Genomic DNA, 14,700 nt, shown 5'->3' with positions numbered 1-14,700 from the left:
ACCGCGAGGGCAAGGAGCGCTTCGACAGCCGCAATGCGGTGCGCCCGGTTTTTACCAGCGAAAGCGGCGGCCGCATGGCGGGGCCGACCCTCTACGAGGTCCCCGCGGCGGCGTTCCTTGAGGATCATGCCCTGTCGGAAGAGGTCTTCGGCCCGCTGTCGCTGGTGGTCCGGGTGCCGGTGGCCGAGGCGATGGTCGCGCTGGCGAAGGGCTTCGAGGGCCAGCTGACGGCGACGATCCATATGGATGCGCCAGACGCCGACCTCGCCCGCCGCCTGCTGCCGGTGCTGGAGCGCAAGGCCGGGCGGGTGCTGGTGAACGGCTTCCCCACCGGGGTCGAGGTGGTGGATGCGATGGTCCATGGCGGCCCCTATCCCGCCAGCACGAACTTCGGCGCCACCTCCGTCGGCACCATGTCCATCCGCCGCTTCCTCAGACCCGTCTGCTACCAGAACATCCCCGAAGGCGTCCTGCCAACGGATCTGGAATGACGGGCGGGCCTCCCGCCACGCCTAATCCGCCGCCAGTTCGATCGCCAGGATCGACCCCGACAGGGGCGCCTCCGCCAGAACCCGCGCCGGCAGGCGGATGCGGGCCGTGGTGATGAACAGCGTCCGGCCCGACGCGCCGCCAAGGCACAGATCCGTCGGGCGCGGAACCGGCAGCATGATGCGCTTTTCCACCCGGCCCTGCGGGTCCAGCCGCACCACGGACCAGCCGTCCCACAGCGCGACCCACAGCCTGCCCCGGTCGTCCATCGCGATGCCATCCGGGCGGCCGCCGCTGTCGGGGAATTCGGCGAAGGGCTCGAACGGGCCGATGCGGCGATCCGTGGGGTCGAAGGCCGCGCGCAGGATCATCCGCCGGGCGGATTCCACCAGATAGACCGTGCGCCCGTCCGGGCTCCAGGCCATGCCGCTTGGCACCGAAAGGCTTTCGAGCGCGACCGTGACGCCCGTTTCGGAAACCCGCAGGATCGCGCCTTCGCCCGGACGGGCGCGCACGCTCATGCTGGTCAGCCAGAAGCCGCCGGACGGATCGACGCCGCAGTTGTTGAGCCGGCTTTCCGCGAGCCCCTGCGGCAGGCCATGCGTCACGCGATGGGCCCCGGTGGCGGGATCCAGATGGTGGATGCCGGCCCCGTCGGCAAAGACCAGATCGCCCCCGGGTGACCATCCGCACAACACGCCCATATCGGGCTTCAGCAAGGTCCAGCTGCTGCCCGCGCCCGGATCGGCGGTCAGGATCGCCGGCCCCATGATATCCGCCAGATACAACCGGTTTTCGTCCGGGGACCAGCGCGGCGTTTTGCCCAGCAGGGTGCCGGCCGCCATGCACAGCGGCTCCGGCTGGCCGGGGACCGGATCCGGCCGGGGGCGCGGCTCGATCGACTGCACGGAATTCCCTGCGTTCGAGGTGATCCGCCGCGCGCTGTCGATGATGTCGGGCGCCAGCGCGTGCAACTGGTCGAGCGACAGCCTGCTGGCCGGTCCGGTCACGCCGATGGCCGCGATCGGCCGGCCGAGATAGTCGAGGATCGGGGCCGCGACGCTGGCGATGGCATCGTTCCCGGCGCCGATATGGACGGTGTAGCCGCGGGCGGCGGCGCGGCGCATCGCCTCGTCAAAGGGGATGTCGCGCCCGTCCGACAGCCGCACGGTCGAGCTGGGCAGGTCGGGGTCGATCTCGCGGATCATGCCGCGGTCAAGCTCGCTCAGGATCGCCATGCCGAAGGCGCCGGGAAACAGCGGTTCCATCTGCCCGATCGGCACCACGGACCGCACGCCGAACAGGCTTTCGCGCCGGTCGACGACGACGAAATGATTGCCCGACCGCACCCCCAGCACCGCCGCCTCGCGGCTGATTTCGCGCAGCCGGTCGAGGTGGTCGCGCGCCAGTGCCCGCAGGTCCACATCCGCCCAGGCCTTGTGCGCCAGCTCGAAGAGATGAAAGCCCAGCCGAAAACCGCGACTGCCCGAATCGAATTGCAGCAATCCGCGTTCCTCCAGCGCCGAGACGATCCGATGCACCGTCGGACGCGGCAGGCCCAGATCCGCCGCGATTTGCCCGACGCTCAGCGGTGACGGGGATTTCGACACGAATTCAATGATGTCCAGGGCCTTCAGCAATGCGCCCACGCCCTGCACGCCGGCTTTGGCGGATTCCATGCGGCTCTCCGTTGACAGACCTCGTCCGGATACCTTACGATATTCATATTGTGGATATCAAGTCCATAATGTGGACGAACGGCAGAAGTGGGGCGGATCGCCCGGGACTGAGGCGCTGCTGCCGGGAAGGCTTCGTCCCGCGACGGGTCGGAGGATCGGAAAACTTCGGAAGATGGAGGACGAAGTTGACTTTCATTAGCGGTATCAATCCCAAACTCGGCGTGACCGCCGAAATCGCCCCGCTGCGGGGGGAATGCGGCATCGGCGCGATGATGCCCTGGGCGGGCAAGCTGTGGTTCGTGACCTTCGTGGGGCACACCGGGCGCAGCGGCGCGGGCACCGGCCTGTATACGCTGGACGAAAACCTGTCGATGGAAAAGCATCCGGCAAGCGTCGTGGGCACCTATGCCAACCGCTGGATCCATTCGGCGACGGACCAGCTGGTGATCGGGCCGCATCTGGTCGATCCGAATGGCAATGTCCGCACCGTCCCGGACCTGATCCCGCACCGGCTGACCGCGACGATGGATCACCACGAGGATCTGGTGAACAAGGTCAGCTACGTGACGATGGAGGGGCTGATCCTTGAACTCGACCTGCGCACGCTCGAGGTCAGGACGGCGTTCAACATGCTGCGGGAACTGGATCTGCCGCCCGGAACGCAGCCGCATTTCAAGGCGGGCTTCACCACCAACGGGCGCATCATCGTCGGCAACAACACCTATGACGAGCGCGACCACAAGGGCGAATGGACCGGCGGCATCCTTGCGGAATACCACGAGGGCAAATGGTCGATCCTTGAAAAGACCGGATTCATGGAGGTCTTCGGCCGGCGCAACCTTGGCGGCACGACCTTTGCCATCGGCTGGGACAGGCGCTCGGCCATCCTGCGCACGCTGATCGACGGGCAGTGGACCCGCTACCGGCTGCCCAAGGCCTCTTCGGGCTACGAATATTACTGGTCGCTGGAATGGACCCGCATCCGCGAGATGGAGCACGAACGCTACATCATCGACGCCAGCGGCATGTTCTACGAGGTCAGCCCCGTCAGCTACGAGGGCCGCGTCTGGGGCCTGCGCCCGGTCAGCACGCATCTGCGCGTGGTGCCGGATTTCACCATCTATCGCGGCATGCTGGTGATGGGGGGCAATCAGGTCTCGCCGAACATGGAGCTGGACTGGTGGCGGTCGGACCGGACGGAAAACGAGGGCAAGGACACCGGCGGCACGCTCGATCTGAACGCGCGGATGGACAACAACCCGCTGGCCGGGGAACCGCAGACGGGCCTCTGGTTCGGGGCGATGGACGACCTGTGGACCAAGTTCGGCAAGCCGAAGGGCTGGGGCGGCGTCTGGTGGGAAGATGCGGTCAAGGGCGGCGAACCGTCGGACCCGTTCCTGATGACCGGGTTCGAGCGCAAGTCGATGCACCTGTCGAACAGCAGCGATCATCCGGTCTCGATCCGGGTCGAGATCGACTTTCTCGGCAATGGCTCGTGGAAAACCTATGACGTGATCGAGGTGGCGGCCGGCGGCTATGCCGCGCATGCCTTCCCCGAAGGCTTCAGCGCGCACTGGATCCGGCTGGTGGCGGACAAGGACTGTATCGCGTCCGGATATTTCCACTATACCTGACGCGGATATGCGTGCGCGCACCGGAGGGAGGCCGGCGCGCGCATCATCGCAGGCGTTCCCGTCGGCATGACGACGGGGCGCCGTCTCCCCGGCAGGGGGGACCTGACAAAGTTCATGTCGCGGACTTTTTGGGAGGAGAGACCGAAATGAACACCAACACGACTTTGCGCGGCCTGATGGCCGCTGTGGCGCTGTGCGCCCTGACGCCGCTGGCGCTGCATGCCCAGCAGACGACGATCCGCATGTGGACATTCCTGAACCCCGAGGGATCGACGGTCAGGGAAAAGGTGCTGGGCAAGGTGATCGCCGATTTCGAGGCCAGCCACCCCGGCATCCGGGTCCGGACCGAACAGCAGGTCTGGGACCAGATGACGCAGAAATTCATGGCGGCCAGCGGCGCGGGCAATGCGCCGGATGTGATCTGGGTGAACTCGGACCTTCTGGGCACCGTCATGCAGACCGGCGCGCTGGCCGATATCAGCGCGGCCTTCACGCCCGAGGATCTGGCCGATCTCGACAATCCGCTGGTGCAGGCGGCGACCGAGGGCGGCAAGGTCTATGGCGTCGGCCAGTCCTACATGATCTTCGGGCTGATCGCGCGGAAGCGTTTCCTTGACGAGGCCGGGGTGGACCCGGCGACGATCCGGACATGGGACGATCTGGACGCGGCGGCGCAGAAGCTGACCAAGGGCTCGGGCGCGGCGGTCGAACGCTGGGGCCTGTGCCAGGATCTGGGCATGACCAAGATCGACCCCGGCATTCTTCTGGCGCATCTGCTGACGGGCGACGAGGGCGATCCGGCATTCGGCGAAACCGGCCGCGCGAACTGGGCGAACGAGCGCGGCGTGGCCGGGATCCGGCGGGTCGCCGCGCTGATCGACTCCGGCGCCAGCCCGCGCGAGGGGCTGAACTGGACCAATGACGAGATGTATGACCAGTTCTCGGCCGGGCGCTGTGCGATCATCACCGGCGCGAGCGTGCGGATCGGCAGCCTTCAGCAATCGACCGGCGACGACGACATCGCCTTCATCCCCTATCCTTCGGACGATCCCGAAGGGCCGTCGCGTCAGGCGATCAGCAACTGGACCACGTCCGTCTGGACCGGATCGAAGAACCCCGAGGCCGCGGCGCAGCTTGTCGCCTTCATGACCCGGCCCGAGGCGGATGAGATCTGGGTCACCGAGGGCGGAACCCTGCCCGCCCGCGCCTCGACCGCGGAAAAGCTGGCCGATTTCCTGAACCAGCCGTCCAACCGGCACATGCTGAGCGCGGCGAACTACATCCGCAGCAGCGGCTGGGTCCCGCCTTTCGGCGCCGACATCAGCGGCTATCGCGACGACATGGACCGGGCGATCCAGCAGGTCGTCATGAACGGGGCGGATCCGATGCAGGCGTTGAAAGAGGCCGAACAGGCCTACAACACCCGCCACGGATACTGACCCGCGCGGACGATGGCCGGGGGCTCCTCCGGCCATTCCGCCCCTACCTGTGGATGATCCCATGACGATACGCGCATATCTTACCGGGGGCCTGCGGCGGAACGGCCATGGCCTGCTCTATGTCGCGCCGACGGTGCTGTTGCTGGTGCTGCTGCTGTATGGGCCGGCGGTCTCGGGTTTCTATCAAAGCCTGTTCCGGCTTGGCGGCGCGGAGGCCGGCGCCTTTGTCGGCCTTGACGTCTACCGCACCGTGATGACGGAACCGGGCTTCGGTCAGGTCGTCACCAGCACGGCGCTGTTCGTTCTTGGCAGCGTGATCTGCACGGTCGCGCTCGGCTTCGCCATCGCGCTTTACATCAACGGCCTCGACGAGGTGTCGGCGCGCATCCTGCAGATCTGGGTGATCATCCCTTGGGCGATCTCCTCGGTGGTGGGGGCGCTGCTGTTTCGCTGGTTCTACATGAGCGACCTTGGCCTCTTTCGGGAAATGCTGCGCTGGATCGGCCTTCCGGCCGTGGACCCGATGTCCAGCGGGACGGGCGCGATGATCGCCCTGATCCTGTCGGCGGTGTGGAAGAAGCTCGGCTTCGCGGTGATCCTGCTGCTGTCGGGGCTGAAGGCGATCCCGCAGGACTACTACGAGGCCGCCCGCATCGACGGCGCCGGCGCCTTGCAGCGGTTCCGCGAAATCACCGTGCCCCTGCTGATGGGGCCCTTGCTCATCAGCTCGGTCGTGCTCGGCATCGCCGATCTGAACACGGTCGAACTGCCGCTGATCGTGACCGGGGGCGGGCCGCTCGACAGCACGACGACCGTGGCCCTGTCGATCTACCAAAAGGCCTTCAGCCAGTATGATCTGCAGCGCGCCATTACGCTCGCCATCATCACCTTCGTCGTGAACATCATCCTTGTGACGCTCTATGTGCGCAGCGTCCGGGGGCAGCACAAATGAGCCGCATCATGTCCGGAAAGATCCGCAACAGGCTGGGGCTGGTCGCCTTCGGGGCGCTTGTCCTTGTCTTCAACCTCGGGCCGATCCTGTGGGGGATCCTCGGCTCGCTCCGCCCGCGCGACGAGATCATGCGCTATCCGCCGCAGCCGGTGCCCTCGAGCCTGAGCCTCGAACATTACCGCACCATCGCCGAGGGCGGGTTCCTGTCCGCTGCGCAGGCGAGCCTGATCTACGCCGTCGTCACCGTGGTCGTGTCGCTGATCGCGGGAAGCATCGCGGCCTATGCGCTGGACCGGATCCGCTTTGTCGGGCGGTCGGTGGTCATGTTCCTCGTGCTGGCGGGGATACCCTTGGCCAGCGGGGCGGCGGCGCTGATCGTGCCGACCTACCTGTACATGGTGCGGCTGGGGCTGAACGACACCATCTTCGTGCTGCCGCTGGTCTATATCGCCTACAACCTGCCGACGGCGGTCTGGGTGCTGCGCGGCGCGCTTGGCGGGGTGTCGCGCGAACTGGACGAGGCGGCGGCGATCGACGGGGCGGGGCGCCTGCGCACCCTGTTCGAGATCCTGCTGCCCCTGTGCAAGCCCGCGCTCGGGGCGGCGGCGCTGTTCTGCTTCGTCGGCGCGTGGAACGAATTCGTCGCGGGCTCGGTGCTGGTCGACAATCCGGACCTGCGCCCGATCCAGGTCTCGATCTACCAGAACATGGGGTATTTCGGGCGGGACTGGGGGCCGCTGCTGGCCTCGGCGACGCTGGCGATCTTCCCCATCATCATCGCCTTCCTGATCTTCGGCAGGCTGCTGATCTCGGGGCTGACCAAGGGCGCGGTGAAGGGCTGATCCCGCGCCGAAAATCAGGAGGAAGCCGCATGGCGCGTATCTCACTTGAAAACCTGTCGAAATCCTACGGCGCGATGACCGTCATCAGGGACATCGACCTGCGCATCGACGACGGCGAGATGCTGGTGCTCGTCGGTCCGTCGGGCTGCGGCAAATCCACGTTGCTGCGGATGATCGCGGGGCTGGAGACGGTCTCCTCGGGCGCGATCCGCATCGACGGGAAAAAGGTCAACGACATCGACCCCCGCGACCGGGACATCGCCATGGTGTTCCAGAGCTACGCGCTCTATCCGCACAAGACGGTGTTCGAGAACATCACCTTCGGGCTGAAGATGCGGCACATGCGGCGCGAGGAAATCCGCAAGCGCGCCGACGATGCCAGCGCGGCGCTCGGCCTCGATCAATACCTCGACCGTTATCCGGGGCAGCTTTCGGGCGGGCAGCGGCAGCGGGTGGCGATGGGGCGCGCGCTGGTGCGCGAGCCCAAGGCCTTCCTGTTCGATGAGCCGCTGTCCAATCTCGACGCGCAGCTCCGGGTGCAGATGCGGATGGAGATCCGCGCCCTGCAACGCAAGCTGGGCGTGACCTCGGTCTATGTCACCCACGACCAGATCGAGGCGATGACCATGGGTGACAGGATCGCGGTGATGCAGGGCGGCGACATCGTGCAGGTCGGCGCGCCGCTCGAGATCTACGACCGCCCGGCGAATGCCTTTGTCGCGACCTTCATCGGCTCGCCGGCGATCAATCTGTTCGACGCACGCATCAGCGACGACGGGCAAAGCGCCGTCACGCCCGGCGGGCTGGCGCTGCCGGTGGCGGGGGCCGCGGTCACCGCCGGCGCGCCGGTCCGCGTCGGCATCCGGCCCGAGCATCTGCGCATCGCGCCTGAGGGAACGCCCGCCATCGTCGAGGCGGTGGAACAGACCGGGCTCGACACGCTGCTGATCGCGCGGGCGGGGGACACGGCGCTGCGCGTGCTGATCCGCGACCGGCAATATCTGCGGATCGGCGAAGAGGTCCGGCTGGCATCCTCCCCCGGCGACGTGCATGTCTTCACCCCGGAGGGCGCCGCGTTGCGCTGAACGCGGCGCCCCAATTCCACAGTGCCCGCTGCCCGCCGGCGATCCTTTCCCTTATCGTGTTTCCATAAATATCCCGGGGGATGAGGCGGATCAGGCGGCCTTCCAGTGGAAGGACGTCCCGCCGAATGCCGGAACGGGCGAGGGGGCTGGCCCCCTGACCCCCTATCCGTGCCGCGATTCCGGTTCCGAATCTTGCCGAACCCGTCACCGCGGCGCGGCAACGCTGTCGCAGACCACCCACAGGACAGGAACGGGAACCGTCAGGGTTTCCCCCGCTTCCGGCAGGATCAGATCGAAAAGCCCCGGCCCGCCCGTCCCCTCGACGGGTTGCAGAACCAGCGCGGCGGCGAAGCCCGCGTGGCGCAGCGGCTCTCCGGGATCTCGCGCGGTCACGCTGTGGCGGATGCGCCCGCGGCGGGTCATGACGTTGAAATCGGTCACCGTCCCGCCGGTCAGCCGCGATCCGGTCTCCACATCGCCCGGAAAGGCGAAGGGCTGGCCCGGAGCCAGCCGCACGGCAGGCGCCCCGGCCACCGTCAGTTCCATCGGTCCACCGGCAAGCACCGTCAGCGTGCGGTCGATCCCGGGAAAGACCGAGAACGGCCCGTCCGTCGCCACCGTCGCCATGGACAGGCGGATGTCCCAGTCCCCGGAAGTGGGGAGCGCGAGGATTTCGCGCGTGACCCCGCCGCCGTTCTTCCATGGCATGGCGCGATAGTCCGCGGCGGGCAGGATCCGCATGGTCACTCCGCCGCCTTCGTGCGCGCCTGCCCATAGCGGTTCGGCGGGGTCGAGATGCCAAGGTTGCCGCGCAGGGTCTTGCCCTCGTAATCCTCGCGGAACAGGCCGCGGCGGCGCAGTTCGGGCACCACCAGCGTGGCGAAATCCTCAAGGCTCGACGGCAGGGTGGGGAACATCAGGATGAACCCGTCGGCGGCGCGGGTCCCGAACCATTCCTGCATGAAATCGGCGACCTGCGCGGGGGTGCCGGTCAGCCCGTTGCCGGTGTGCCGTTTGGCGTAATGGGTGATCAGCTCGCGCATCGTGTGGCCCTGCGTCACGAATTCCTTGAGTTCGTCGAACAGCGCCTTGGAACCCTTGGCCTTTTCCGGCATCCGGTCCATCGGGAAGGGCTTGTCCAGCTCCACCCCGCGCAGATCGGCCTCAAGGAATTCCTGCAGCATCAGCAGCCCCACATCCGGGTGCATCAGATCGACAAGCTGCTGCGCCTTGGCCTCTGCCTCTGCCTCCGTCTCGGCCACGTTGATGACGATGCCGGGGAGGATCTTCAGGTCGTTCTCATCCCGGCCGTATTTCGCCATCCGGCCTTTCACGTTGGCATAGAAGGCGCGGTTCTTGTCGATGTTCGAGGCGAGGGAAAACACCATCTCGGCGGTGCGGGCGGCCAGTTCGATCCCAAGTTCGGACCCCCCGGCCTGCGCGATCACCGGCCGGCCCTGCGGCGTGCGCGCGATGTTCAGCGGCCCGCGCACCTGAAAATGCTTGCCCTTGTGGTTGAGCTCGTGAAGCTTGTCGCGGTCGTAATAGACCCCGCTGTCGCGGTCGAGCAGCAGGGCGTCATCCTCGTAACTGTCCCACAGGCCGAAGACGGTATCGACGAATTCCTCGCCCCGTTCGTAGCGTTCGGCATGGGGCGGCAGGCCCTCGCGGTTGAAGTTGTAGCCGGTCTCGTCATGGTCCGAGGTGACAACGTTCCACGCGATCCGCCCGCCGGACAGATGATCGGCCGAGGCGAAAAGCCGGGCGATGTTGTAGGGCTCGTAATAGCTTGTCGAGGCGGTGGCGACGAAACCGATGCGGTCGGTGTGCTGCGACAGCGCGGTGATCGCGGTGATCGGCTCGAAGCGGTTCATCTTGGTCGGATTGCGGCACAGGGCCGCCGGATCGCCCACCGCCGCGGCCGGGCTGTCGGCAAAGAACATGAAGTCGAATTTGGCCGCCTCGGAGATCTTCGCGCATCGGATCAGGTGCGACAGGTCGTTGGCGCCATGCACATCGCTGCCCGGATGCAGCCAGGCCGCGGGGTGGAACCCGAAGGTATAGACGAACGTGCCGAGCTTGAGCTGATCGTTTCTGGTCATTGCGCTTCCCTGTCATCTGCTCCGTTGCGCCGGAGCTGCCCGGAATATGCCGCGCATCGCCGGGGCGGCAAAAGCATTTCTGTTGTGTGACTGTTTAGCTGGTCTGAATGTTTGTCTCAAAACGGGATCGAGGTGCATGCGGATGGGGGGCAAGGGGGCCAGCCCCCTCTTGGCCTGCGGCCAATTCACCCCCGGGATATTTATGGAAGAATGAAGGCAGCAGACCGGACAGTGTGGTTTTGTCTGTCAAAGGCTCCGCAGCCGCGCCATCACCTGTTTCCAGCCTGCGGTGATCCGGTCGTGGTGAATGTGCCTGCCGTCCTGCACGAGCGGACGGCCCGCCGCCCAGACATCGCGCACCAGCCGGTCATCGCCCGCGAAGATCCAGGTGTCGAGCAGCCGGTCCCCGGACAGGCCCTGAAGCGCCTCCCCCTGCGTGTCCAGCGCCACCAGATCCCCAAGCGCCCCGGGCCGGATCACCCCCGAGGCGCGGCCCGCCGCCTGCGCCCCGCCGGAAACCGCGCCCTCATACAGAACCCGGCCGGTCGAGCGGTCGGGATCGGCCAGAACGGCGCGGGAGCGGTCGCGCAGCCGCTGGGAATATTCCAGTGTGCGCAGTTCCTCGGACAGCGAGATACGGATATTGCTGTCCGAACCGATGCCGAAGCGCCCGCCCGCGCCGCGCCAGAGCACCCCGTCGAAGATCCCGTCGCCGAGCGAGGATTCGGTGATCGGGCACAGCCCCGCCACCGCGCCGCTGCGGGCAAGGGCCGTGGTTTCCGACGGCTGCATCTGTGTGCAGTGGATCAGGCACCAGCGGGGATCGACCGGCGCATGCGCCAGCAGCCATTCTACCGGCCGCGCGCCGAAATGGGCCGTGACCTCCTCCACCTCCGCCAGTTGTTCGGCCAGGTGCATATGCAGCGGTGCGTCCGGGCGCAGCGTGGCGGCCCATGCCAGATCCTCGGGCCCGACGGCGCGCAGCGAATGCGGGGCGACGGCGATCCGCGCGTCGGCGGGCAGGGCGGCCAGCGCCGCCTCGGCCCCGTCCAGCAGGCGGGCATAGCGGTCGGGATCATTGCCGAACCGCAGCTGACCGCCCGCCAGCGCCCTGCCGTCGCAACCGCCGTAGCGATACAGGACGGGCGCGAGGGTCAGGCCGATCCCGGTCGTGGCCGCCGCCGCCGCGATGCGTTCCGACATTTCCGCGAGGTTCGCATAGGTGCCGCCGCCCGGCGCGTGATGCAGGTAATGGAATTCCACCTGCGCGGCATATCCGGCCTCGAGCATCTGCATCTGCACATAGGCGGCGATCGCCTCGACATCATCGGGGGTCAGGTGGTCGAGGAAGCGATACATCAGCCGCCGCCATGTCCAGAAGGAGTCGCGCGGATCGGGGCCGCGCGCCTCGGTCATGCCCGCCATGGCCCGCTGAAAGGCATGGGAATGCAGGTTGACCGGCGCCGGCAGCAGGGCGCCCACGCGCCGGGCTCCATCCGGTGCCGGCACGCCGGAGGTCACCGAGGCGATCACCCCGTCATCGACCTGAACCGCGACGTTTTCGGCCCATCCATCAGGCAACAGCGCCTGTTCCGCCCAAATTCCGATCATCCTGAACACCTTCCCCGTCGCGGATCCCAGCCGCGTTGACAGCCGTTATTATGACTATACATAATGAGCCAATCACAGGGAGAATCAAGATGGAACTCACCGATGCCCCGCCCGTGGCGACCCCGCCGATCAACCCATCGGGGCCTGTGGTATTGGTGAATGCGCTGGTCGCGACGCTGGCCGATCCGGCGGGCTACGGCCTGATCCCGGCGGGTGCCATCGCGATCAATGGCGGTAGGGTTCTGTGGACCGGTCCCGCCGCCGACCTGCCCGGGGATTATGCGGGCTGGCCGCAGGCCGATCTTGGCGGGCGGCTCGTCACTCCGGCCTTCGTCGATTGCCACACGCATCTGGTCTTCGCCGGATCCCGCGCGCGGGAATTCGAGATGCGGCTGGAAGGCGCGAGCTATGAGGAGGTCGCCCGCGCCGGCGGCGGCATCGTTTCGACCGTGCGCGCGACCCGCGCGGCGAGCGAGGACGCGCTGATCGCCGCGACGCTGCCGCGGCTCGATGCGCTGCTGGCCGAGGGGGTTTCGCTCATCGAGGTGAAATCGGGCTATGGTCTTGATATCCATACCGAGCTGCGGATGCTGCGCGTTGCCCGCCGGTTGGGCAGGCTGCGCCCGGTGCGGGTGCGCACGAGCTTTCTGGGCGCCCATGCCACACCTGCCGAATATGCCGGGCGGAACGCCGATTATATCGCCGACATCTGCCTGCCCGGCCTGCGCGCCGCCCATGCCGAGGGGCTGGTCGATGCGGTCGATGCCTTCTGCGAGGGGATTGCCTTTTCGCCGCAGGAACTCGCCCCGGTGTTCGACGAGGCGAAGCGCCTTGGCCTGCCGGTGAAGCTGCATGCCGAGCAACTGTCGAATATCGGCGGCATCCCCTTTGCCGCCCGGTATGGCGCGCTGTCCTGCGACCATATCGAATATGCGACAGATGCGGATGCGGCGGTCATGGCGCGGTCGGGCACGGTCGCGGTGCTGCTGCCCGGCGCCTTCTACGCGATACGGGAAACGCAAAAACCCCCCGTCGCCGCCTTCCGCGCGCAGGGCGTGCCGATGGCGCTGTCGACCGACAACAACCCCGGCACCTCGCCGCTGACCTCGCTCCTGCTGACGATGAACATGGGCTGCACGCTTTTCGGCCTGACGGTGGAAGAGGCCCTGCGCGGCGTGACGGTCAATGCCGCGCGCGCGCTCGGGCTTACGGATACCGGCCGCATCGCGCCGGGGCTGCGCGCCGATCTGGCGGTGTGGGATGCCGAAAGCCCCGCGGAACTCGCCTATCGCTTCGGCTTCAACCCCCTTTATGCCCGCATCTTCGGAGGCGCAGAAGAATGACCCTGACCCTGAACCCCGGCGCGGTGATGCTGGACATGCTAGAAACCATCTGGTGCACGGGCGCGCCCGCGCGGCTCGACCCCGCCGCCCGGCCGGGGATCGAGGCGGCGGCGACGCTGATCGCCGAGGCGGCGGCGGGTCCGGCGGCGGTCTATGGCGTCAACACCGGCTTCGGCAAGCTCGCGTCCAAGCGCATCGCGCCCGGCGATACGGCGACATTGCAGCGCAACCTGATCCTGTCGCATTGCTGCGGCGTGGGCGAGGCCCTGCCCGAAAACACCACCCGGCTGATGATGGCGCTGAAACTCCTCAGCCTTGGGCGCGGCGCCTCGGGCGTCCGGTGGGAGGTGATCGCCCTGATCGAGGGGATGCTGGAGAAGGGCGTCACGCCATATGTTCCCGCGCAGGGGTCGGTGGGGGCCTCGGGCGATCTCGCGCCGCTCGCGCATATGGCGGCGGTCCTGCTGGGCGAGGGCGAGGCCACCGTCGCGGGCGAACGCATGGCGGGTGGCGCGGCGCTGGCGCAGGCCGGGCTGAAACCCGTGGTGCTTGGCCCGAAAGAGGGGCTCGCGCTCATCAACGGCACGCAGTTCTCGACGGCGCTGGCGCTGGCGGGGCTGTTCGACGGCTGGCGCAATGTCGCCGCCTCGCTGATCACCGCGAGCCTGTCGACCGACGCGATCATGGGCTCGACCGCGCCCCTGTTCGAGGAAATCCACACGCTGCGCGGGCACAAGGGCCAGATCGACGTGGCGGCGCGGATGCGCGCCCTGCTGGCGGGATCGGAGATCCGCGAAAGCCATCTGGAAGGCGACAGCCGCGTGCAGGATCCCTACTGCATCCGCTGCCAGCCGCAGGTCGTGGGCGCCGCCGTCGATCTGATGCGCTTCGCCGCCACGACGCTGGAGACCGAGGCGAATGCCGTGACCGACAACCCCCTTGTCCTCGGGCCGGGGCGGATCGTCTCGGGCGGGAACTTCCACGCCGAGCCGGTATCCTTCGCCGCCGACATCATCGCGCTGGCACTGGCGGAAACCGGCTCGATCTCGCAGCGCCGCATCGCGATGATGGTGGACCCGGTGCTGTCCTACAACCTGCCGCCGTTCCTGACGCCGGATCCGGGGCTCAATTCCGGCTTCATGATCGCCGAGGTCACGACGGCGGCATTGATGAGCGAGAACAAGCATATCGCCAATCCTTGCTCGACCGACTCGACGCCCACCTCGGCCAATCAGGAGGATCATGTCTCGATGGCCGCCCACGGGGCGCGGCGGCTGGGGCAGATGAACGCGAATCTCTCGGCCATTCTGGGGACCGAGGCATTGTGCGCCGCGCAGGGCATCGGTTTCCGCGCGCCGCTGAAGACCTCGGCCCCGCTGCAATCCGCCGTCGCGGCGATCCGCGGCATTTCCGAGCCGGTGACGACCGACCGCGCCCTGTCGCCCGACATGCAGCGGGCGGCGGCGCTGATCCTGTCGGGCGATCTGGCCCGCGCCGCGGCAATGGAGGATTTTTCGCTGTGAA

At 67.4% G+C, this 14,700-nt stretch carries 11 protein-coding genes and 1 pseudogene; 8 read left to right on the top strand and 4 right to left on the bottom strand.

Going from position 1 to position 14,700, the window contains the following annotated elements; all coding sequences use genetic code 11:
- Positions 1 to 491 (top strand): annotated as a pseudogene (locus D2T30_RS15115) (aldehyde dehydrogenase (NADP(+))); the annotation flags it as partial.
- Positions 492 to 512: 21 nt separating this feature from the next.
- Here the strand turns inward: D2T30_RS15115 and D2T30_RS15110 are convergent.
- The gene (locus D2T30_RS15110; protein WP_128209563.1) at positions 513 to 2,168 is read right to left on the bottom strand and encodes an SMP-30/gluconolactonase/LRE family protein; all 1,656 of its coding nucleotides are present in this window, start codon (positions 2,166 to 2,168) and stop codon (positions 513 to 515) included.
- A gap of 185 nt (positions 2,169 to 2,353) precedes the next feature.
- Between D2T30_RS15110 and D2T30_RS15105 the strand changes: the two genes are divergently transcribed.
- The 5 genes from D2T30_RS15105 to D2T30_RS15085 all read left to right on the top strand — a co-directional run bounded on the left by D2T30_RS15105 (position 2,354) and on the right by D2T30_RS15085 (position 8,120).
- Positions 2,354 to 3,802, top strand: a complete 1,449-nt coding sequence (locus D2T30_RS15105; protein WP_128209562.1) for a hypothetical protein — start codon at positions 2,354 to 2,356, stop codon at positions 3,800 to 3,802.
- A 146-nt stretch (positions 3,803 to 3,948) separates the two neighbouring features.
- Positions 3,949 to 5,241 carry an ABC transporter substrate-binding protein gene (locus tag D2T30_RS15100; RefSeq protein ID WP_128209561.1) on the top strand — a complete coding sequence of 431 codons (1,293 nt, stop codon included), beginning with the start codon at positions 3,949 to 3,951 and terminating at the stop codon, positions 5,239 to 5,241.
- Positions 5,242 to 5,302: 61 nt separating this feature from the next.
- Entirely contained in the window at positions 5,303 to 6,193 is an 891-nt protein-coding gene (locus D2T30_RS15095) for a carbohydrate ABC transporter permease (RefSeq protein ID WP_128209560.1), read from the top strand.
- Between the two features lie 8 nt (positions 6,194 to 6,201).
- A complete protein-coding gene (locus tag D2T30_RS15090) occupies positions 6,202 to 7,035 on the top strand; it encodes a carbohydrate ABC transporter permease (protein WP_164884317.1) in 834 nt (277 codons plus the stop codon).
- Positions 7,036 to 7,064: 29 nt separating this feature from the next.
- A complete protein-coding gene (locus tag D2T30_RS15085) occupies positions 7,065 to 8,120 on the top strand; it encodes an ABC transporter ATP-binding protein (protein WP_128209558.1) in 1,056 nt (351 codons plus the stop codon).
- 204 nt (positions 8,121 to 8,324) lie between these two features.
- Here D2T30_RS15085 and D2T30_RS15080 read toward each other — a convergent pair whose 3' ends face one another.
- The 3 genes from D2T30_RS15080 to D2T30_RS15070 form a co-directional block, all read right to left on the bottom strand.
- Positions 8,325 to 8,861, bottom strand: coding sequence for a HutD/Ves family protein (locus D2T30_RS15080; protein WP_128209571.1), 537 nt, complete (start codon positions 8,859 to 8,861; stop codon positions 8,325 to 8,327).
- A 2-nt stretch (positions 8,862 to 8,863) separates the two neighbouring features.
- Positions 8,864 to 10,222, bottom strand: a complete 1,359-nt coding sequence (locus tag D2T30_RS15075; RefSeq protein WP_128209557.1) for an LLM class flavin-dependent oxidoreductase — start codon at positions 10,220 to 10,222, stop codon at positions 8,864 to 8,866.
- A gap of 246 nt (positions 10,223 to 10,468) precedes the next feature.
- On the bottom strand, positions 10,469 to 11,833 hold the full coding sequence (locus D2T30_RS15070) for a formimidoylglutamate deiminase (RefSeq protein WP_128209556.1): 1,365 nt from the start codon (positions 11,831 to 11,833) through the stop codon (positions 10,469 to 10,471).
- A gap of 89 nt (positions 11,834 to 11,922) precedes the next feature.
- On the opposite strand from D2T30_RS15070, the gene hutI reads away from it, so the two are divergent.
- Positions 11,923 to 13,176 (top strand): imidazolonepropionase, encoded by a 1,254-nt coding sequence (gene hutI, locus D2T30_RS15065; RefSeq protein ID WP_128209555.1) that lies wholly within the window; start codon positions 11,923 to 11,925, stop codon positions 13,174 to 13,176.
- Positions 13,173 to 14,699 carry a histidine ammonia-lyase gene (hutH, locus tag D2T30_RS15060; RefSeq protein WP_128209554.1) on the top strand — a complete coding sequence of 509 codons (1,527 nt, stop codon included), beginning with the start codon at positions 13,173 to 13,175 and terminating at the stop codon, positions 14,697 to 14,699. The genes hutI and hutH overlap by 4 nt, the downstream gene beginning before the upstream one ends.
- The last annotated feature ends 1 nt before the right edge of the window (position 14,700 follow it).

This window comes from Paenirhodobacter populi, assembly GCF_004022215.1.
Lineage (GTDB): Bacteria > Pseudomonadota > Alphaproteobacteria > Rhodobacterales > Rhodobacteraceae > Rhodobacter > Rhodobacter populi.
This window is presented reverse-complemented; position numbering and strand designations above follow the sequence as displayed.

Bases quoted from the DNA above. Each gene is read 5' to 3' on its own strand.
- hutH (WP_128209554.1), top strand. From the start codon at position 13,173: ATGACCCTGACCCTGAACCCCGGCGCGGTGATGCTGGACATGCTAGAA.
- hutI (WP_128209555.1), top strand. From the start codon at position 11,923: ATGGAACTCACCGATGCCCCGCCCGTGGCGACCCCGCCGATCAACCCA.
- D2T30_RS15090 (WP_164884317.1), top strand. From the start codon at position 6,202: ATGTCCGGAAAGATCCGCAACAGGCTGGGGCTGGTCGCCTTCGGGGCG.
- D2T30_RS15110 (WP_128209563.1), bottom strand. From the start codon at position 2,168: ATGGAATCCGCCAAAGCCGGCGTGCAGGGCGTGGGCGCATTGCTGAAG.
- D2T30_RS15080 (WP_128209571.1), bottom strand. From the start codon at position 8,861: ATGCGGATCCTGCCCGCCGCGGACTATCGCGCCATGCCATGGAAGAAC.
- D2T30_RS15095 (WP_128209560.1), top strand. From the start codon at position 5,303: ATGACGATACGCGCATATCTTACCGGGGGCCTGCGGCGGAACGGCCAT.
- D2T30_RS15070 (WP_128209556.1), bottom strand. From the start codon at position 11,833: ATGATCGGAATTTGGGCGGAACAGGCGCTGTTGCCTGATGGATGGGCC.
- D2T30_RS15100 (WP_128209561.1), top strand. From the start codon at position 3,949: ATGAACACCAACACGACTTTGCGCGGCCTGATGGCCGCTGTGGCGCTG.
- D2T30_RS15085 (WP_128209558.1), top strand. From the start codon at position 7,065: ATGGCGCGTATCTCACTTGAAAACCTGTCGAAATCCTACGGCGCGATG.
- D2T30_RS15075 (WP_128209557.1), bottom strand. From the start codon at position 10,222: ATGACCAGAAACGATCAGCTCAAGCTCGGCACGTTCGTCTATACCTTC.